The sequence below is a fragment of the Chryseobacterium sp. CFS2 genome, assembly GCF_036543225.1.
Taxonomy (GTDB): Bacteria; Bacteroidota; Bacteroidia; order Flavobacteriales; family Weeksellaceae; genus Chryseobacterium; species Chryseobacterium culicis_A.
On the sequence record NZ_JAZHQU010000007.1, the window covers coordinates 174,095 to 194,347 of the forward strand.

General features: G+C 36.2%; 24 protein-coding genes. 14 read left to right on the forward strand and 10 right to left on the reverse strand.

Annotation, left to right across the window (positions count from 1 at the left end; genetic code table 11):
* The first annotated feature begins 44 nt into the window (after positions 1-44).
* A complete protein-coding gene (locus ODR02_RS17125; protein ID WP_309512891.1) occupies positions 45-1,340 on the forward strand; it encodes an MFS transporter in 1,296 nt (431 codons plus the stop codon).
* 60 nt (positions 1,341-1,400) lie between these two features.
* On the opposite strand, the gene ODR02_RS17130 is transcribed toward ODR02_RS17125, so the two are convergent.
* A complete protein-coding gene (locus ODR02_RS17130; RefSeq protein WP_034696179.1) occupies positions 1,401-1,616 on the reverse strand; it encodes a hypothetical protein in 216 nt (71 codons plus the stop codon).
* 218 nt (positions 1,617-1,834) lie between these two features.
* Between ODR02_RS17130 and ODR02_RS17135 the strand changes: the two genes are divergently transcribed.
* The 5 genes from ODR02_RS17135 (at position 1,835) to ODR02_RS17155 (ending at position 5,217) form a co-directional block, all read left to right on the forward strand.
* The gene (locus ODR02_RS17135) at positions 1,835-2,509 is read left to right on the forward strand and encodes a DUF4919 domain-containing protein (RefSeq protein WP_209786979.1); all 675 of its coding nucleotides are present in this window, start codon (positions 1,835-1,837) and stop codon (positions 2,507-2,509) included.
* Between the two features lie 192 nt (positions 2,510-2,701).
* Positions 2,702-3,553, forward strand: coding sequence for an alpha/beta fold hydrolase (locus tag ODR02_RS17140; RefSeq protein WP_309512892.1), 852 nt, complete (start codon positions 2,702-2,704; stop codon positions 3,551-3,553).
* On the forward strand, positions 3,553-4,023 hold the full coding sequence (locus tag ODR02_RS17145) for an RNA polymerase sigma factor (RefSeq protein WP_309512893.1): 471 nt from the start codon (positions 3,553-3,555) through the stop codon (positions 4,021-4,023). Before ODR02_RS17140 ends, ODR02_RS17145 begins: the two co-directional genes overlap by 1 nt.
* A complete protein-coding gene (locus ODR02_RS17150; protein ID WP_209786974.1) occupies positions 4,013-4,606 on the forward strand; it encodes a hypothetical protein in 594 nt (197 codons plus the stop codon). The genes ODR02_RS17145 and ODR02_RS17150 overlap by 11 nt, the downstream gene beginning before the upstream one ends.
* Positions 4,603-5,217, forward strand: a complete 615-nt coding sequence (locus ODR02_RS17155) for a class I SAM-dependent methyltransferase (protein ID WP_209786973.1) — start codon at positions 4,603-4,605, stop codon at positions 5,215-5,217. The genes ODR02_RS17150 and ODR02_RS17155 overlap by 4 nt, the downstream gene beginning before the upstream one ends.
* A 61-nt stretch (positions 5,218-5,278) precedes the next feature.
* Here ODR02_RS17155 and ODR02_RS17160 read toward each other — a convergent pair whose 3' ends face one another.
* The 6 genes from ODR02_RS17160 to truA all read right to left on the reverse strand — a co-directional run bounded on the left by ODR02_RS17160 (position 5,279) and on the right by truA (position 9,780).
* Positions 5,279-7,036 (reverse strand): ABC transporter ATP-binding protein, encoded by a 1,758-nt coding sequence (locus ODR02_RS17160; RefSeq protein ID WP_309512894.1) that lies wholly within the window; start codon positions 7,034-7,036, stop codon positions 5,279-5,281.
* Between the two features lie 131 nt (positions 7,037-7,167).
* The gene (locus ODR02_RS17165; protein ID WP_309512895.1) at positions 7,168-7,746 is read right to left on the reverse strand and encodes an alpha/beta hydrolase; all 579 of its coding nucleotides are present in this window, start codon (positions 7,744-7,746) and stop codon (positions 7,168-7,170) included.
* Positions 7,743-7,937 (reverse strand): hypothetical protein, encoded by a 195-nt coding sequence (locus tag ODR02_RS17170; protein ID WP_309512896.1) that lies wholly within the window; start codon positions 7,935-7,937, stop codon positions 7,743-7,745. Before ODR02_RS17170 ends, ODR02_RS17165 begins: the two co-directional genes overlap by 4 nt.
* Positions 7,938-8,023: 86 nt before the next feature.
* Positions 8,024-8,611, reverse strand: coding sequence for a Crp/Fnr family transcriptional regulator (locus tag ODR02_RS17175; protein ID WP_209786970.1), 588 nt, complete (start codon positions 8,609-8,611; stop codon positions 8,024-8,026).
* Between the two features lie 69 nt (positions 8,612-8,680).
* Entirely contained in the window at positions 8,681-9,022 is a 342-nt protein-coding gene (locus ODR02_RS17180) for a hypothetical protein (RefSeq protein WP_209786969.1), read from the reverse strand.
* A gap of 23 nt (positions 9,023-9,045) precedes the next feature.
* Positions 9,046-9,780, reverse strand: coding sequence for a tRNA pseudouridine(38-40) synthase TruA (gene truA, locus ODR02_RS17185; protein ID WP_105681583.1), 735 nt, complete (start codon positions 9,778-9,780; stop codon positions 9,046-9,048).
* 109 nt (positions 9,781-9,889) lie between these two features.
* On the opposite strand from truA, the gene lpxK reads away from it, so the two are divergent.
* The 6 genes from lpxK (at position 9,890) to ODR02_RS17215 (ending at position 15,752) form a co-directional block, all read left to right on the forward strand.
* Entirely contained in the window at positions 9,890-10,915 is a 1,026-nt protein-coding gene (gene lpxK / locus ODR02_RS17190; protein WP_079243242.1) for a tetraacyldisaccharide 4'-kinase, read from the forward strand.
* Entirely contained in the window at positions 10,899-11,714 is an 816-nt protein-coding gene (locus ODR02_RS17195) for a purine-nucleoside phosphorylase (protein WP_309512897.1), read from the forward strand. The genes lpxK and ODR02_RS17195 overlap by 17 nt, the downstream gene beginning before the upstream one ends.
* 195 nt (positions 11,715-11,909) lie before the next feature.
* A complete protein-coding gene (locus tag ODR02_RS17200) occupies positions 11,910-12,425 on the forward strand; it encodes a TlpA family protein disulfide reductase (protein ID WP_209786967.1) in 516 nt (171 codons plus the stop codon).
* A gap of 88 nt (positions 12,426-12,513) precedes the next feature.
* Entirely contained in the window at positions 12,514-12,969 is a 456-nt protein-coding gene (locus tag ODR02_RS17205; RefSeq protein WP_309512898.1) for a GNAT family N-acetyltransferase, read from the forward strand.
* Positions 12,970-13,137: 168 nt separating this feature from the next.
* Positions 13,138-14,235, forward strand: coding sequence for a DNA polymerase IV (gene dinB / locus ODR02_RS17210; protein WP_209786965.1), 1,098 nt, complete (start codon positions 13,138-13,140; stop codon positions 14,233-14,235).
* Between the two features lie 44 nt (positions 14,236-14,279).
* On the forward strand, positions 14,280-15,752 hold the full coding sequence (locus ODR02_RS17215; RefSeq protein WP_331835777.1) for an alpha-amylase: 1,473 nt from the start codon (positions 14,280-14,282) through the stop codon (positions 15,750-15,752).
* Positions 15,753-15,804: 52 nt separating this feature from the next.
* Here the strand turns inward: ODR02_RS17215 and ODR02_RS17220 are convergent, their stop codons facing one another.
* The 3 genes from ODR02_RS17220 to ODR02_RS17230 form a co-directional block, all read right to left on the reverse strand.
* Positions 15,805-15,972, reverse strand: coding sequence for a hypothetical protein (locus ODR02_RS17220; protein WP_158521389.1), 168 nt, complete (start codon positions 15,970-15,972; stop codon positions 15,805-15,807).
* Between the two features lie 244 nt (positions 15,973-16,216).
* The gene (locus ODR02_RS17225) at positions 16,217-17,557 is read right to left on the reverse strand and encodes a carboxylesterase family protein (protein ID WP_309512900.1); all 1,341 of its coding nucleotides are present in this window, start codon (positions 17,555-17,557) and stop codon (positions 16,217-16,219) included.
* A 395-nt stretch (positions 17,558-17,952) separates the two neighbouring features.
* Positions 17,953-18,855 carry a helix-turn-helix domain-containing protein gene (locus ODR02_RS17230; RefSeq protein WP_105681590.1) on the reverse strand — a complete coding sequence of 301 codons (903 nt, stop codon included), beginning with the start codon at positions 18,853-18,855 and terminating at the stop codon, positions 17,953-17,955.
* 105 nt (positions 18,856-18,960) lie between these two features.
* Here ODR02_RS17230 and ODR02_RS17235 point away from each other — a divergent pair, with 105 nt between their 5' ends.
* The gene (locus ODR02_RS17235) at positions 18,961-19,140 is read left to right on the forward strand and encodes a hypothetical protein (protein ID WP_245169823.1); all 180 of its coding nucleotides are present in this window, start codon (positions 18,961-18,963) and stop codon (positions 19,138-19,140) included.
* A gap of 16 nt (positions 19,141-19,156) precedes the next feature.
* Positions 19,157-20,209 (forward strand): NAD(P)-dependent alcohol dehydrogenase, encoded by a 1,053-nt coding sequence (locus tag ODR02_RS17240; RefSeq protein WP_309512901.1) that lies wholly within the window; start codon positions 19,157-19,159, stop codon positions 20,207-20,209.
* Positions 20,210-20,253 lie beyond the last annotated feature (44 nt).

A 20,253-nucleotide genomic window follows, 5' to 3' on the forward strand; every position in this document is an offset into this window, starting at 1 on the left:
TGTATCTTGGATGTTATAATTAACAAAAATTTCTGGAAAATATCATGATGAATTCGTCCACTATTACTACCGCTCAAAGAATTAAAGCCATCATAGGCGGATCTATCGGAAACCTTGTGGAATGGTATGACTGGTATGCGTATGCTGCCTTTGCCATTTATTTTTCCCATTCATTTTTTCCGGATTCTGACCTGAATGCCCAACTGATGAATACCGCAGGAATATTTGCTGTAGGCTTTCTTATGCGTCCTATCGGTGGATGGCTGTTCGGTAGCATTGCGGATAAGATCGGAAGAAAAAAAGCGATGACTCTTTCTGTTCTTCTTATGTCTTTTGGATCTTTATTGATAGCTCTTACACCTACTTATAAATCTATAGGTATTCTGGCTCCTTTATTACTTTTATTGGCAAGACTACTTCAGGGGTTGAGTGTTGGCGGTGAATACGGAGTCTCTGCAACCTACCTCAGCGAAATGGCAACACAGGACAGAAGAGGATTTTATTCCAGCTTTCAATATGTCACTCTGATTGGCGGACAGCTTATAGCGCTGGGAATTCAGCTTATTTTACAAAAATTACTTCTGACTGAAGCTCAGCTTGAAGATTGGGGTTGGAGAATTCCTTTTGTAATCGGGGCTATGCTTTCTATCATTGCATTATACCTAAGAGCCAACCTTCATGAAACGGAAGCTTTTGAAAATAAAAAAGAAATCAGCGAAAAGAAAAAAGGAACTGTAAAAGAGCTTCTGAAGCATCCTAGAGCCCTACTTACCGTTGTAGGCCTTACTTTAGGAGGAACATTGGCATTTTATACCTACACCACCTATATGCAGAAATTCCTGGTGAATACAGTACATCTTACAAAGGAAGAGTCTACACTGGTTTCTTTTATTTCACTATTTATTTTCGCATGCCTTCAGCCTGTATTTGGAGGACTATCTGACAAGATTGGAAGAAGGCCGCTTCTTTTAGGATTTGGTATTCTGGGAACGCTGTGTACTGTTCCTCTTCTTACAGCATTGAGTACAACTACTTCAATATGGAGTGCATTTTTTCTGATTATGGCAGCATTAATTATTGTAAGTGGATACACCTCCATCAATGCAGTGGTAAAAGCAGAACTTTTTCCTTCCGAAATCAGGGCACTTGGTGTGGGTCTGCCTTATGCGATTACAGTGGCTATATTTGGGGGAACAGCAGAATATATTGCCCTTTGGTTTAAAAAGATTGGTTCAGAAGAATACTTTTACTGGTATATTACCGGATGTATTCTTTTTTCTCTGGTCGTTTATATAGGAATGAAAGATACTAAAAAGACTTCTACACTTGATCAGGATTAATATTCCAGTAATTTATAAAAAATGTTCGCCGCAGATTCTCTGCGGCGAACGTTCTATTTTTTAATGATAGGCCTGTTTAAATTTTTCAATCATACTGTCCAGATTATGACGCTGGACATAGATGCTCTTTACCTCTTCATACCTCGGCGATTTGTAGAAAACCTCATGGAAATCCATACTCCCGTTTCCTACTTTTACAACTTTCTGTACTTCGATATTCAACTTTCTCAATTCGTCTTTGAAGACTTTAAATTCATCTTGGATACTACTGCTCATTAATATTTTTAGTTTTTTAGTTAAAAATTCCATTTACCCCTTCAAATGTTAGGGGTAACATCTCAAATTCCGAATAAAGTTAGTAAATTTATTAACACAAAGTAACACTTTGATAATATTTTATTATTTTTTTTACAAATAGTCAGTCGATATTAACCGATTGATACATATTCCGTATTTTTACGATCATAAAAAAATGTAACAACCTTATACAAACTATGAATATTAAAGCATTTTTCTCTTTATTCTTCTTTCTATTGCTTACTTTCCTGCATGGTCAAAAAATGGAATTCAAAGCACCGGATTATGCTGCCATTCAAAAAAATATTGAGGATAAAAATTCAGAGTTCTATTATCCGAAGCTTTTAAAAAGGTTAAAACAGAACGATACCCTTCTTACCAGCAATCAATATCGTCATCTTTATTTCGGTTACACGTTTCAAAAAGGATATGAACCTTATAAAACAGGCAAGAAGGCTGAAGAGGTTGCCAAATATTATCGTGGAGAAGGTATTTCGCAAAAAGATCTTTCTAAAGGAATCCAGCTATTTCTGGATGCTTTGGATGAAAATCCGTTGGATCTGCGCGCTATGAATTATCTTGCTTATCTGTATCATTTGAATAAAGATGATGTCACTGCTGAAAAAATTGCAGGAAATTTCCACGGACTATTAAACGCCATTCTAACTTCCGGTGACGGGCTGAAATGTGAGACAGGCTTTCATGTCATTTCCGTTACAGATGAGTATGTTCTTTTAAACAGATTTCAAATGGAAACAAAATCACAAAGTATAAAAGGGAAATGTGACTATCAGGAGTTTGAAAAAGACAAATATAAAATTCCAGGATTTTATTTTGATATCAGCCGATTCTATGGAAGAATATTGGAGTAATTAATTCCTATATTTTATAATTCAAAAATAGCAGCCATCAATTTTTTTAAAATAAATTTCATATGATTTTGCCCTAATAATAAGGGTTCCGGAGAAGGAGAAATATTTTTCCAAAAAAATAAATAAATTTTGTGTAACATTTTTTGAAGGTTCGTCTCTAAAAGACAAATAAACTTTAAAACTTTAGAAATCATGAAAAAATTTACATTCCTTCTTATCATCATGTTATTTTTTTTAGCAGTATGCAATATATTCGGTCAGGAAACTACCTATCCGTTTGAAGTTAAAAAAACTGGAAAAGGGAATCAGTCATTAATTTTCATTCCGGGATTTGCCTCTTCAGGAGATGTATGGAACGAAACCACTGCAAGATTTGAAAAAAACTTCACCTGTTATACTTTAACAATGTCCGGATTTGCAGGAACTCAACCACAGGCAGACGCCAGCTTTAAAGATTGGGAAAAAGGAATTGCTGCTTATATCAGGAATAATAAAATTGACCAACCCACCATTATTGGGCATAGTATGGGAGGCGGCCTGGCTTTGGCTATTGCCGCTGATTATCCTGAGCTTGTAGGTAAGATTGTAATCGTAGACACCCTTCCCTGCCTGGCAGCAATGGCTGATCCTAATTTTACCTCAAAAGAAAACAACGACTGTACTCCTGTCATTACTCAGTTAACCGCTATGAATGATGAACAGTTCCGTAAAATGCAGACTCAGGCTATGCCACGTCTTCTGGCAGATAGTTCTATGCAGGAAACTGTAATCAGCTGGAGCATGAAATCTGACCGAAAAACTTTTGCTAAAATGTATTGTGATTTTTCCAATACCGACCTCAGAGAGAAAATAAAAAATATACAATGTCCTTCTCTTATCCTTTTGGAGTCTTTTTTTATCAATCTTAAGCCAACCATTGAAGGACAATACAAAAATTTAAAAAATGCCAATATGCAGTACGCTTCAAAAGGATTGCATTTCATTATGTATGATGATAAGGATTGGTATTTTAATCAGCTTACTCACTTTTTATCTGCGAAATAATGGTTTTTGAAGAGATATACGAACTCTACTGGCAAAGGATATTCCGTTTATGCATGGGATATGTGAACGACACCGACATTGCTCAGGATCTTGCCCAGGAAACATTTATCATTGTATGGCAGCAGCTCCCAAAATTCAGGAATGAATCCAGCATAGGAACATGGATCTTCAGAATTGCCTCTAATAACTGCCTCAGACAGATTGAAAAGGAAAAGAAGTTTACCAAAACTGATCTACCCATTAATTTGGAAGAGAAAAAGCAGGAATCTATGGAACCTCAGATACAAATGCTGTATCAGTTTATTTCGGAGTTGCCTGAAACAGACAGAATTATTATTTCATTGGAACTGGAAGAGATAAAACAGGCTGAAATAGCTCATATCGTAGGACTTTCAGAATCCAACATCAGAGTAAAGATTCACAGGATAAAAGAAAAATTAACGCAAAAGTTTAAAGAAAATGGCTACTAATATTGATTTCAAAAATATATGGAAGCAGCAGACTTCCAACAAACCTAATCTGGAGGAGCTTCTTGGAAAGCTAAAAAAATTCAGAAACCAGAATCTGCGCCGGCTCATCTTTGCTAATATTGGATTAATCGCTACTTCATTAGTAATTCTTTTCATCTGGTATCGTTATCAGCCGGAAATGATCACAACAAAAATCGGAATGGTGCTTGTAGTTCTGGGTATGGCTATCTTTCTATTGGCCTATAACAAAATGTTTATGGTATTTTACAAAATTGATCAGACTCAATCTAACCATGAATATTTACAAAGTTTATATCTGGTAAAAAGCAAGCAAAAATTCATGCAGACTACCATACTCAACTTGTATTTTATCATGCTGTTTCTGGGAATATGCTTTTATATGTATGAATATACTTCAAAAATGACCATTGGTTCTGCTGTTTTGACTTATTCAGTAACCTCTTTATGGGTAGCCTTTAACTGGTTTTATTTAAGGCCCAGAACTATAAAGAAACAACAAGGGAAACTTGACGAATTAATTAATAAATTTGAAGAGATCAATAATCAATTAAAAGAATCATGATTTCTTCTGACAACAAAAACCACTGGGAAAATGTATATGAGACCAAAAATCCTAATCAGGTAAGCTGGACTCAGAAAAAACCTCACACCTCTCTTGATTTTATAAAATCTTCCGGATTGGGAAAAGATGCCCGCATCATTGATATCGGCGGCGGAGACAGCAACCTTGTTGATTTTCTTCTTGAGGAAGGCTATGAAAATATTACCGTGCTGGATATTTCCGCCAAAGCTCTGGAAAAAGCACAGGAAAGACTGGGAAATGCTGCCGGTAAAGTAAAGTGGATTGCTACAGACATTACCGATTTTGAACCCACTGAAGTTTATGATATCTGGCATGACAGGGCTGCTTTTCATTTCCTGACAACACCGGAAAAGGTTTCAAAATATGTAGATATTGCAGAAAAAAATGTGGATAACTTTATGATCATTGGAACTTTTTCTAAAAATGGCCCAACCAAATGCAGCGGATTGGATATTCAGCAGTATGATGAGGAATCATTAACAGAAAAATTTGAAAAAAGTTTTAAAAAGTTACAATGTATTACCGAAGATCACACAACCCCTTTTGAGACCGTTCAGAATTTTGTGTTCTGCTGTTTTAAAAAGCATTAATGAATTGTATATATTTTATTTAAATATAAAAAAGAGAGTCGGTAATGACTCTCTTTTTTGTTTATGATTCTTTTTCTTCTTCCACTTCCACTTCATGACGAAGCTGAGCTTTGTAAAGAGTGGCGTAATATCCGTTTCTATCCAGAAGCTCAAGGTGCTTTCCTTCTTCTACAATTTTACCGTGTTCCATTACAATGATCTTATCCGCTTTTTCAATGGTGGAAAGTCTGTGGGCAATAATAATGGATGTTCTGTTTTTAGTAATTTTTTCTGTAGCTCTCTGAATCAGCTTTTCACTTTCGTGATCAATGGAAGAGGTTGCTTCATCCAGAATTAAAATTTTCGGATCTGATAAATAAGCTCTCAGGAAAGACAACAGCTGTCTCTGCCCTAAAGAAATGGATGAACCTCTTTCACTCACTACATAATCATATCCGCCAGGAAGCTGCTGAATAAACTGATCCACCTCAATCTCTCTGGCACCAGCTTTTATTTTTTCAAGCGTGATACTGTCATCTCCAAAGGCAAGGTTTTCAAAAATACTTCCGTGGAAAAGGAAAACATCCTGCAATACCACTCCAATATGGCTTCTCAGGTTATAAAGCTCATAATCTTTTAAATCCACATCATCAATCAGAATATTCCCGGAATTGATATCATACAATCTTGTGATCAAGCTAATGATGGTAGATTTCCCGGCACCTGTTGCCCCAACGATAGCTACCGTTTCTCCAGGATTCACCTTAAAATCTATCCCTTTCAGTACTTCCTGTTTTTCATCATAGGCAAAATGTACTTTCCGGAATTCAATTTTTCCGGCAAAGTGGTCTTTCTTCACTGTTCCGTTATTCGGCATTGAGTTTTCTTCATCCATCAGTCCCAATACTCTTTCTGCTCCTACAATTCCTCGCTGGATATTATTAAAGCGGTCTGCAATCTGTCTCAAAGGGCGGATCAGCATTGAAATATACTGGATAAATGCAATTACTACTCCGGCACTGATGGTAATATAACCTCCATAAAAAAGGATAAATCCTATAAATAATGACGAAATAAGTTCTACTACCGGAAAGAACAATGAGAATATAAATACAGTTCTCAGTAATGCTCCTTTCAGGGTAATATTGATATCATCAAATTTCTTAAACTCAGATTCCTGTCTGTTGAATACCTGAATAATCGACATTCCGGCAAGCCTTTCCTGAACAAAAGAGTTCTGATTGGATGTCCAGTTTCTTTCATCCCCGAACGCTTTCTTAAGTCTTTTCTGAAAGAATCTTGTAATCATTACCATCAAAGGTAAAATAGCCAGTGTAATATAACTCAGATGAACATTGGTACTGAACATCATGACTAATACAAACAGAATTCTCAGAATATCCCCGAATACCATCAGGAAACCATCGGTATAGACAGTCGCAATAGTTTCCACATCTCCTACGGCACGCGTTACCAGCTGTCCGATAGGAGTTTTATCAAAAAATGAAGTCTTGAAATAGATCAGTTTAGCATAAAGTCGCTCTCTGATATCTCTGATTACATTCTGCGAGATAAAATTTGAAAAATAAACCAGGAAAAAGTTTAAAATAGTTTCTGCAAATACCAATCCTACAAGGATATAGATATGCTTCATCATCAAAGCCTTATCATGGAGCTTTGTAATGTCATTATCCACCACCTGCATTGTAAGATAAGGCCTGTAAGTAGAAACAATAGAAAGGAATATAGAAATTATAAGGGTAAGGATGAACCATGAACGAAATTTCATTCCGATAAAGAACAGCCTTTTTATAATTCCCCAGGTATCTTGTTTTTTCATTGTACGAATCGAAAGAAAGAATTAAAATAAAATTCTATGCAAAAATAAGACTTTATAACCGGACTGCCTTTACAACTTTTGGAAATCGTCATAGAAAATTTCAGATACCTACCATTTACAATATGAATATATTAAGCATTCTTTTGTATCCAGCCCAGAACATATTCTGCTACTTCTTCCCAATTTTTTTCTCCACAGATAAAGTGACTTCTGCCTGCAAATTCTTTAAAATCTACAATACTGTTGGAATCTTTATAAGCTCCCGCAATTTTTTTTGAAAATTTAGCAGGAAAAATTTTATCATTAGAGCCAGCAATAAACAACAGTGGCTGATGGGGTTTCTTCAGATCTAATTTAGCAGAAGCTTTGAGTAAAGGATCTCTTGCCAGTTTTCTACTTTCGGGAGCAGCTACCTTTTCATACAATGTATCACTTTCTTCTTTAGAATAATTATTAAAAAAAGCTTTGTGATACCAATCTTTCGTTCCTAAAAACGGACTGTTTCCTTTGAAAAAGTTAACTACCGGCCAAACAATTTTTACCGTAGAAAAAGGAGCCATCACATTTTTGGGAGGCGCACCATCTATACTCACTCCTGCTGCTGCTTTTCCCATATCAATCAGTTTCTGAACCATAAGTCCTCCAAATGAGTGTCCGATAACAATAGGTTTTTCAGGAAGGCTGTCAATCAGTTTTACAAGATTATTCACCGTATCATCAAAGCCACATGTCTCAATTCCTGGGGAATATTGTTTTTTAAATTCACAGGATCTCCTTCATGTCCCGGATTGGAAGGTGTATGCACGGTATACCCCTGAGTTTCGAAATACGTTTTCCATTCTTTCCAGCTTGTATTATTCACAAATAATCCATGAATTAATACGATCGTTTTTGTTTTCATATTTTTTACTTTTTTGTATTGTTAAAATGATGAAACAAATTTCCGCAGATAAAATGACGAAAACTTTAACTCAGGTTAAAATCGTACTATTTACCTGAAATTCTTTTTCTTATCCTGCTCAGAGAAGGTCCCTGAATGCCCAGATAAGAAGAAATATGATACAGCGGAACATTGCTGAAAATATCAGGATGCTCTTTCATAAGATCCAGGTATCGTTCTTCAGGAGACTTTAATAAAAACCCCTCTACCCTTGTCATGGTAATATTAAATGCTGCCTGTGCCATAAGCCGTCCAAACTTTTCCCATTGATGCGACTGCTGATAAAGCGAAAGTAAATCAGCATGTCGGATAAAAATAATGGAGGCATCCGTAAGAGCCTGTGTAAAATAATCACATGGAATCTGATTCAGAAAACTTTTAAAAGGAACAACAAAGCCATTGGCAGAATACAGAAAAACATTCTTCTCTTCTCCGGTATCTCCATTAATAACGTAAGAACGGAAAACTCCATCAACGATAAACCCCAAATAAGAGCAGACATTTCCTTGAAGATTATAAAAATCTCCTTTTTTATATTCCTTAGGAAGCCAAAATTGTTCAGACAATCTGAAATCTTCTTCTGAAAGTCCGGCAAAATGATGTAATGCGAAGGCTAGTTTTTCAATTTCAGTCATGATTATTTTTTTAGTATCCCTTACATTATTTAAAAATAATCTTATTTTCTGATACTAAAAAGAGAAATATTACTGATCAATAGCCTTCCCTATTTCTTCAATTTCGATGGTTTTTGCCGGTCTTTCTTTTATAAACTTATTTTCAAGAAATTTATAAACTCCCCAAACAGCAAGAATAGAGATTAACCAGCCGACCATATTCACTCCCGAAAATCCTGTATAATTTACATTATCTACGGATTCAGGATCTGTTATTCCCAAATACACACCGTAACTCATCCCTAACACAATCTGGGTTCCCAGATAAATTCCAATAGCCAAAACACCGTATTGCCATTTTGTTTTTCCAAATCTTTCGGCTAATTGTGCATAATATCGGTAGGCACCGATAAGAATAAAAATTGATAACATGATTATTATTTTGTTTTTAGTTTTTATTTAAAATCGTATCCCACATCCACCAGATACAGTCCATGTCCCGGAGCTGAAGTACCTGCAGCATTGCGGTTTTTATCTTCAATTACTTTACGGAGATCTTCCGGTTTCAGCTTTCCTGTACCAATTTCCACCATCGTTCCGACAATAGCACGAACCATATTTCTAAGAAAACGGTTGGCAGAAACTGTGAATTTCAGCTCTGTTCCGTTCTGCTCCCATTCTGCTTTGTACATTTTACAGATATTAGTTTTGTTGTCGGTTTTTAATTTGGCAAAACTGGTAAAATCTTCATATTCAAAAAGAATCTTACAGGCTTCGTTCATTGCGACAATATCCAGAGATCTTTTCCAGTGCTGCCATGCAGATTCCTGGGTAAACGGATTTTTTTCCAGAGAGATATAATATTCGTAGGTTCTGTAAGTCGCATCAAAACGGGCATGAAAATCATCTTTTACCGGAAAAATCCTTTTAATGGAAATATCAGGCGGAAGAAAACTGTTCAGCCTGCGTGTAAGTTGGTCGTCCAGTTCTTTTTCAGTATCAAAATGGGCAAATATCTTTTTGGCATGAACCCCGGTATCAGTTCTTCCCGCTCCTGTTGTTTTAATCTCTTCGCGCAAAATTGTAGACAGCGCTTTTTCCAGTTCTTCCTGCACAGAAATGGCATCCGGCTGTATCTGATAGCCGAAATAATTCTTCCCGTTGTAAGAAAATTCAATAAAGTATCTCAATGTATTGTAATAACTCCACAAAAATACTTTAATTTAACGAAATATTTGTTGAAAAGTCTTTGAGAATGTTGCACCAAATGCTTACGAAAATTCCTATTTTTGCAATCGTATGAAAAGATGGTACCTTTATCCTTTTTCCCTTGGTTATCATTTGGTAACGGGTATCCGGAACACAATGTATGATCTGGGAATTTTTAAGTCGACAAAATTCAAAACCCCGATAATCAATGTCGGAAACCTTTCTGTGGGCGGAAGCGGGAAGTCACCTATGGTGATGTATCTTGCTCAGTTTCTATCCAAACATTACAGAACCGGTGTGCTTTCAAGAGGCTATGGAAGGCTGACCAAAGGCTACGAAGTAACCAATTACGAAAGCAACTATAAAATGGTGGGTGATGAAGCCATGCAGCTTTTTGAGCGTTTTAAAAACCGTTTTGTTATTGCCGTTTCCGAAGAACGTGTTCCCGGAGCTAAAAAAGTAATTGATGATATGGATCTTCAGGTTCTTGTATTGGATGATGCCATGCAGCACAGAGCTATTAAGGCTGGATTCAATATTCTGATGACTGATTTTAACGATCCTTTTTTTAAAGATTATGTGCTTCCTGCCGGAGACCTCAGAGAATCGAGAGCTGGATATAAAAGAGCCAATATCATCATGGTCAGTAAATGTCCTGATGAACTGACAGAGGAAACAAAAAGGTATTATATTTCAAGAATAAGACCTTCTTATGGGCAGAAAGTCTTCTTTTCATCCATTGGTTATGACGAAAATGTATACGGAAAAGATAAAATGCTTCCGGATAACAACCTGAATTATTATGATATTTTACTGATTACCGGAATTGCCAATCCAAAACCACTTCTGGAACATCTGGCAAAATTCTCAAAAAGGGTGAAGCATTTAAAATTCAGGGATCATCATAATTTCACCGATGATGATATTAAAAAAATCCTTGCCGAATACAAAAAACTAGGAGAATATAAACTGATATTAACCACAGAGAAAGATTACGTACGTCTGAAAACTTTTGACTATCTTAGAGAAATTGTTTACTACTGGCCTATCAATGTACTTATTGATAAGAAAGAAGAATTCAATCAAATCATCTTGGATTATGTTAGAAAAAATTAAAGAGACCGCGGATTTTATTAAAAATATTATTCAGGAAACTCCTGATTTTGCGGTTGTTTTAGGATCCGGACTGGGAAAATTACAAAATGAAGTAGAACCAATCCATATTTTAGAGTACAAGGACATTCCTCATTTTCCACAAACTACAGTGGCCGGACACACCGGAAAACTGATTTATGGAATATTGGAAGGGAAAAAAGTACTGATGATGAGCGGCCGTTTCCATTATTATGAAGGACATTCAATGGAAACCGTTACTTTCCCGATAAGAGTTTTTCATCTGCTGGGAATTCAAAATCTTATTCTTTCCAATGCCTGTGGCGGAGTAAATCCTGCTTACAGCGTTGCTGATATTGTCATTCTGAAAGATCACATCAATATGATGCCTGAGCATCCTCTTCGCGGAAAAAATATAGATGAACTTGGACCACGTTTTGTGGACATGAGTGAGCCTTACAACAAAAAAATGATTGCTGTGGCTGAACAGGCAGCAGCAGAACATGACATTAAAATTCATCAGGGAGTTTACGTTGCCCTGCAGGGACCTACTTTTGAAACTCCGGCTGAATACGGAATGATTAAAGCTATTGGTGGGGATATGGTAGGAATGAGCACGGTACCCGAAGTCATCGTTGCCAGACATATGGAAATGGATGTTTTCTGTATTTCCGTAATTACAGATCTTGGCGGTCCTGATGTAGCGTTTGCCGTTTCTCACGAAGAAGTTTTGAATGCCGCCAACAAAGCAATGCCGAATGTAATTTCCGTTGTCAAAGGATTGATTAAAAACTACCAGTAAAATAGCATAACTCAATATTACAACTCAAGACGCAATATTACCTTCCTGTGGAGGGGTGGCAAAAATTTAAATAATTTTTGACGGGGTGGTTTATCCCATAGAATCCATCAATATTATAAATTTTTCCTAATTCCCCAGAAATCAATCTCAGATTGCAATTCATTGTTTAGATTTGTACAAATGAAATTGTTCAAGATGAGAAAGTGGATATTAATTTTTATGATGGGTATTTTTGGAATAAGCTATTCGCAAAAAGTCCCTGCTGTCCTTAAAACAGGATTCTCAAAAGAAGCTTTACAGCAAAAACTGGAAGATGAAGAAGGAAAAGCCATTACCATTCAGCAGATTCTAAATCAGCATAAAGGAAAAGTTTTAGTCATTGATTTTTGGGCAGGATGGTGCAGAGATTGTTTAAATGCCCTTCCAAAAGCTAAGGAATTAGAAGAAAATAACAAGAATATTGATTTCGTATTTCTATCATTAGACCGTTCAAAAGAAGGGTTTGAAAAAAGTCTTGAAAGATTTGATATGAAAAACAAAGAAAATTATTGGTTTTCTACAGGCTGGAAAAATGATTTTAACAATTATGTGGATCTTAACTGGATTCCCAGATATATGGTTATTGATCAGAAATCTTCTATTGCAAAATATTATGCAATTTCCCCCGAAGACCCAGAACTTCAGCAAACCATTGACAAGCTTTTAAAATAATTGTCATTTATTTTAATCTGAAAAAACATAAAAACTCATTGAAAATCATAGGTTTCAATGAGTTTTAAAATTTTATTTATTTAACACCATGATCACAAGAGAAGCTACAGAAAAGGATTTAGAAATTCTTTTAGAATTTGAACAGGGAGTGATTACTGCTGAAAGACCTTTCAACAGTACACTTATTGAAGGAGAGATCCATTATTATGATTTAAAATTTCTGATCCAATCTCCTGACGCAACTGTCATTGTTGCTGAAGAGAATAATGAAGTCATTGCATCCGGATATGCTCTGATTAAAAAGTCAGAAAAATATTACAACCAATTTGAAAAGTATTCTTATCTGGGGTTTATGTATGTAAAGCCGGAGCATAGAGGGAAAGGAATCAATAAAGTGATTACCGATGAACTAATTTCCTGGTCAAAATCAAGGGAAATCAGTGAGGTAAGACTTGATGTATATGCTCAAAATGAATCTGCCATCAAAGCTTATGAAAAGGCAGGTTTTGAACCTCATCTTCTCACCATGAGACTGAAGGATTGATGATGGAAGGCGGGAGCTGGAAGCTGGAAGTTATTGACGCGTTATTAATTACTACTTCGTTTTTTATTATTTAGTGAGCAGTTCTTTAATTTCCTTATCGAGTAATATTACTTCCCTCTTCCAGCTTCTAGCTTCCTTCTATAAATAAAGGAATCCATATCTTTGTATATGGATTTTTCTTTGCCGCTTCGTAAAATTATTCATGTGGATATGGATGCATTCTATGCTTCTGTGGAGCAGCATGATAATCCTACATTGAAAGGCAAGCCGATTGCTGTAGGAGGCCAGCATCGCGGGGTCGTTGCAGCAGCAAGCTATGAGGCCAGAAAATATGGTGTTCGCTCTGCAATGCCCAGTAAAACAGCCAAAGAAAAATGCCCTCAGCTTATTTTTGTTCCTCCCCGATTTGCCCGATATAAAGAAATTTCAAAAAAAATCCGGGAAATTTTCTATGAATATACAGATCTGGTAGAACCTTTATCTCTGGACGAAGCCTATCTGGATGTCACTGAAAATAAAAAAGGTATGGAATCTGCCAATCTGATTGCCAAAGAAATTCGTCAGAAAATTTTTGAACAGACGGGACTTACCGCTTCTGCAGGAATTTCAGTCAATAAGTTTTTAGCTAAAGTAGCTTCTGATATTAATAAACCGAATGGCCAGAAAACCATTCATCCTGACAAAATGGAGCATTTTCTGGAAGAACTTCCGGTGGAAAAATTTTATGGTGTTGGGAAAGTTACGGCTAACAAAATGTTTAGTTTAGGTATTTATAAAGGAAAAGATTTAAAGAAGAGATCACTTGAAGATCTGGTAAGAATCTTTGGAAAATCTGGTCAGCATTATTATAATGTGGTACGTGGGATTCATACTTCTGAAGTAAAACCTCATCGGATCCAAAAAAGTGTGGCTGTGGAAAGAACTTTTTTTGAGGATCTTTTAGATGAGCAGCAGATCAATGAAAAGCTGGAAAGCCTTGCAGAGGAAATCCATCAAAGATTACAGAAAAATAATATTCTCGGAAGAACTTTAACCTTAAAAATAAAATATAAAGATTTCTCTCTTTTTACAAGAAGTATAACGAGAGAAGATTATTTTTCATCTCCGGAACAGTATTTCAATACCGGAAAAAAGCTCTGGGAACTTCGTCCCTTCGATAAGGCTGTACGCCTGCTCGGATTGTCTCTCTCTCAACTGAATACGGAAGAAAAAAAGCAGGTTTCCGTTCAACTAAAAATCCCGTTTGAAGAATTTGAAAATGAATAGGTCATATTTTTTTGCTAACTTGTATTGATCAAATCAGCAAATCTATGAACCCAACCATGATCCAATTTTTTCACTGGTATTCTGAAGGAGACGGAAAATTGTGGAAAGAAGCCGAAAAACAGGCCAAATATTTAGCAAAACTTGGGATTACTTCTGTATGGTTTCCTCCTGCCTACAAAGGAACAAATGGCGGTTACTCCATCGGATATGATGCCTATGACCTCTATGATCTTGGAGAGTTTGATCAAAAAGGAATTATTCCTACCAAATACGGGACTAAAAACGATTATACAAAAGCCATTAAAGCCTTAAAGAAACAAAATATACAGATTATTGTAGACATTGTTCTGGGACATAAAGCCGGAGGTGATGAACTGGAAAAATTCAAGGTCGTAAAAGTAGATGAGGAAAACAGAGAAAAAGTAATTTCTGATGTTATCGAAATAGAATCATATACCAAATTCACCTTTCCCGGAAGAGGAAAAAAATATTCTGATTTTGAATGGAACTTTACCTGCTTCAGCGGTGTGGATTATGCTGAAGGCATGGATTCTCATATCTATAAAATACAGTCAGAATATGGAAATGACTGGGAAGAAATGATTGATGATGAAAAAGGAAATTACGATTACCTGATGTATAATGACATTGAACATCGGAATCCTTTTGTACGGGAAGAGCTCAACAATTGGGCAAAATGGTATTTTGATCAGACAGATTTTGATGGGGTGAGACTGGATGCTTTAAAACATATTTCTTTTGATTTTTATAAAGAGTGGCTTTCTCTGCTTCGTTCCAATTCCGGAAAAAATATTTTCGCTGTAGGAGAATACTGGGCTCCCGGATATCTTCATCTGCTTCAAAAATATATTGAAGTGACGGAAGGCTGCATGAGTCTTTTTGACAGCTCCCTGCAGAACAACTTCCACAATGCCTCAAAAGAAGGCGGTTCTTATGATCTTCGAAGAATTTTTGATGAAACCCTTACTCAGGCAGATCCTATGCATGCTGTAAGTTTAGTTGCAAATCATGACACACAACCTCTGCAGGATCTTGAAGCTCCTGTAGAACCCTGGTTCAAACCTATTGCTTACGCCCTTATTTTGTTGAGAAAAGACGGCTATCCATGTGTATTTTATCCCGATCTCTATGGAGCTCATTATGTGGATAAAGACAGAGAAGGTAATGATCAGGAAATTTTCATGCCTAAAGTAGATGGCATTGAGGCGCTATTAAAAGCAAGAAAAGATCATGCGTATGGTGAGCAACATGATTATTTTGAAGATGCCAATTGCCTTGGCTGGGTACGTACAGGAGATGATCAACATACCGGATGTGCTGTTGTTCTAAGCAATAAAGAGTCTTACCATAAACCTATGGAAATGGGAACACTGTATGCCGGAAAAAAATTTAAAGACCTTTTGAAAAGATGTAAAGATAAAGTGATCATTGATGAAAACGGCTGGGGAAATTTCCCTGTTCCGGCAGGAAATGTAAGCGTCTGGATTCCTGAGTAAGAGCCTTGTCAAGGTTTAAAAAACCTTGACAAGGCTTTCTTTCAATAGAAAATTAACAATAAATATATCGGCAATTCCAGATATCTATGGCCCACTCGCAACATTGTCCGTCTTCGTTGGAAGTACAGCACACTTTGCCCCAGTTTAAGTCTCCGGCTTTTAAAGTCTTCAATTCCTCACGGTTAAGTTTTCTTACTTTGAACTCTTTTTTCGTTTTCATAATGATTATTTTTTTATGGTTTAGCTATTAAATATACATTAAATTTATAATTATGAATAAATAATACAAATCAATCACACGAATAAGCATACATAATTCATATAAAACAAACAGATATTGAAAGAGTGATAACCACCCCGTCAAAAATTCTTTGAATTTTTGCCCCCCTCCAAAGGATGGGAATGTTTATGCCTCCAGTTGGGATAATTGTTAAGATTAGAGATGTTATAAGCTTGCTGTATAACTACATTTTTCTGAGTTCCAGAATTTCTGGTCTTTCGGAGGTGTCAGCTATTTTTCCGGTACGGGCAAATTCCGCCCAGAGAGCTCTTAATTTTTCACCATGCTCATGAATACGGCTCCATGGAATATCTTTCAGCAGTTCGGATGATTTCCAGGCTGATTCATTTCCAAAAATCAAAGGAAGATCAATACAATGTGGTGCTCCGATAGGGTTGTCTTTCAATTTTGAATGAATTCTGAAGAGATAAACATTTCCTCCGGCATCAGAAATATTCTGAGCAAACTGTTTTGCCGGAGTTCCGTAAATCAATTCCGTAGTTTTCTCAACCGTTTTATCCATAATTTTTAAGCCCAATCCTTTTCCGAAATATTTGTTTAAAGCCTCGGAAGTTTTAAGGTAAAATGCAGTTTCATCATTATTAAACCCTATCAGTATATCATATTTTGGAGCATTCTTTTTCCACATGTCCAACGACTCTTCTTCTTTACATAAAGGGAAAAATCCATATTGGGTACCAAAGGGCATTGCTGCTTTCAAACCATACTTCATCACAGACGGTAAAAATTTTCCGTACTCATCCATCATTTTTAGAACATCGGTTTCATCTTTCAATACTTCTGTTTTTTTCAGAAATTCCGCAGACATTTTCTGTCTTTTATGACGAAGCCCTAACGGAGCACTCTGAATAATCACCCGCTGAAATAAATCTTCTATTCCTTCTGAAATCATAAGATGGGCAATGGCATCACCTCCTGAAGACTGGCCGAGAAGGGTAATATTATTTTCATCACCTCCTACCTCTTCGATATATTTTTTAATCCATCTCAATGCTTCCATCATATCCAGCAGTCCAAGATTAGCAGGTCTTTTTTCATTTCCTCCCAGAAAGCCAAAAAGCCCCAAACGATAGGAAACCGTAACTACGATGATATGTTGCTCTTTCACCCATTCGGCAGGATCGGCAGTAGCAAGATCACCACAGCCAATTTCATGAGAGCCTCCATGAATCCAGACTACAACAGGTAATTTTTCATTTTCACATATGATTTCCGGACGGGTTATGGAAAGGTATTGCGTAGCTTCATCAGCCTCGAAGCTTTCAACAGGAGTTGCTCCTATCATTTTTTCCACAAGCGGACTTAAAGACTGTGGACAGACCGGAGTTTTTTCAGGAGAAGTAATAAGTGATGATGAAGAATATTCTACAGGAACAGGTTTTTGAAACCTCTCAGAATAGGCATAGCGAATACTTTTAATTCTGATTATTCCATCATCTTTTAATGCAATAATTCTCCCGAAACGAGTCTCGAAAATAGTGGTGTTCTGCTGATTTGGTGTCATCTTTAGAATGGTGAAAACTTTTCTCTCTAAATTTAATTATTTAAACACAAATTTCACAATTAATATGGTGTTATTCATGTTAAGAATCTAAAAATAGTTTAAACACAAATTGCACAAATGAAAACGCTAATGTCCACTAATTATTATAGTGTTATTTATGACATAATTAGTGTTATTCGTGTTAAGAATCCAAAAATAATTTAAACACAAATTGCACAAATGAAAACGCTAATGTCCACTAATTATTATAGTGTTATTTGTGAAATAATTGGTGTTATTCGTGTTAAGAATCCAAAAATAATTTAAACACAAATTGCACTAATGAAAACGCTAATGCCCACTAATTATTATAGTGTTATTTGTGACATAATTAGTGTTATTCGTTTTAAAAAAATTTAGTTCAGGATTTTATACTCACTCGGAGAAATTCCCACTTTGGTTTTAAAAAGTCTTGTAAAATGTTGTGGATATTTAAAGCCTAAATCATAAGAAATTTCGCTGATTGTTTTTGCCTGATCCAGAATCTGTTCTTTGGCGATATCAATAAGTTTGTTGTGAATAAATTCCTGAGCGGAAATTCCCAGTTCTTTTTTTATCAGATCTCCGAAATAATTGGCAGAAAGATTTAGTTTTTCTGCAAAGTAATTCACCATAGGAAAACCAATATTTTTGGGATTTTCAGATTTTAAATAATCATCTACAAGATTTTCAAATTTCCCAATAACTCCCTGGTTGATATGGTCTCTTGTAATAAACTGGCGGTCATAAAAACGCATGCAGTAATTCAGGAACAGTTCAATATTATTAACAATTAAAGATTTGCTGTGTTTATCAATAGCCTGCTCCAGTTCCAGTTTAATATTTTTAAAACAATCCAGGACAACTTCTCGTTCTTTTTCAGAGAGGTGGAGCGCTTCATGTACATCATAAGAGAAAAATGAATAGTCTTTCATATTCTTTCCTAAGTTGGTTCCTTTTATTAAATCCGGATGAAAAATTAATGCAAATCCTGCAGGCTGAACATGTCTGTCTTTATTATAAATTCCATAGGTCTGCCCCGGAGCAATAAAAACCAATGTCCCTTCCTGGTAGTCATAGCTATGTTTTCCATACTGCATGTCTCCGCACATTACATCTTTCAGGAAAACGGTATAAAACCCAAATTTTCTTTTATACTGACAGATAGGATCGGATTTGGAAAAATCAATCACACTCACCAAAGGGTGCAGCGTTTCATGATTGGCCATTTTATTATATTCCGAGACCGTATTATAGATTTCAACCTCCTGATTTTCCATGAAGTATATTTTTATTACTATTCAAAATTACCACTTTCATTTGTAATTAAAATGAGGTCTGTAAAATTGGTAAGTAATTCGGTAATCTGTATAAGTCTGGTTTAAGTGAAAGTTTCGACTTTTGTACCGTTATGGAAACTTTTAATACCAACATTTTTCAAAAGGCATGGAGCAGCTCCTGATAGTGCGTTTGCCCATATTGCCATCAATCCTAATACCCAAAGCGGAATCGTAGAATGGCTGCAGCCTGTAACAGATGAAGAATATAATAATTTATCAACCTAAATAAACTGAATATAAAATGAGTACAATCACAGTAAAAGCTTATGGTGCAGCGTCTACCACAGCAGATCTGAAAGAAATGAATATTGAAAGAAGAGAAGTAACCTCAAAGGATGTAGAGATTGAAATTCTATACTGCGGGGTATGCCACTCTGACCTTCATACAGCAAGAAACGACTGGGGCGGATCTTTGTATCCTGTAGTTCCGGGACATGAAATCGTGGGAAGAATCACAAAAGTAGGAAGCGAGGTTTCCAAATTTAAAGTGGGTGATCTTGCAGGAGTGGGATGTATCGTAGATTCGTGCGGACATTGCGACAGCTGCCAGCATGATCTTGAGCAATATTGCTTAAATGGTTTCACAGGAACATACAATGGAAAGGACAAGCATTTGGGAGGTCATACTTTTGGCGGATATTCTCAAAAAGTAGTTGTTGATTCCCACCACGTTTTAAAAGTACCTGAAAATCTTGACCTTGCTGGTGTAGCACCTCTCCTTTGTGCAGGTATTACCACATGGTCACCTTTAAAACACTGGAATGTAGGTCCTGGTTCTAAAGTAGCTGTTGTAGGTTTGGGAGGTCTGGGTCACATGGCTATTAAATTAGCAAAAGGACTGGGAGCTGAAGTTACTTTATTCTCCAGAACTCCGGGAAAAACCGATGATGCTAAACAACTGGGAGCTGATCATGTTATTATTTCTACTGATGACGCACAAATGGATTCTGTAAAAGGGAAATTCGATGTGATCATTGATACTGTTCCTTATGTACATGATGTAAATCCGTATGTAGCCACTTTAAATATCAACGGAACGCATGTTCTTGTGGGATATCTTGGAGGTTTAGAGCCTATCCTTAATACGGTTCCGATGATTATGGGAAGAAAATCTGTAGCAGGTTCAGTAATCGGTGGTATTGCTGAAACTCAGGAATTACTTGATTTCTGCGGGGAACACAATATCGTTTCAGAAATTGAAATGATCAAAATGCAGGACATCAACGAGGCATATGAAAGAATGTTGAAAAGTGATGTGAGATACCGTTTCGTGATTGATATGCAGTCTTTATAATTCTTCTATAGAATAGTAACGAAAACAGGCTCTTCAGATCGAAG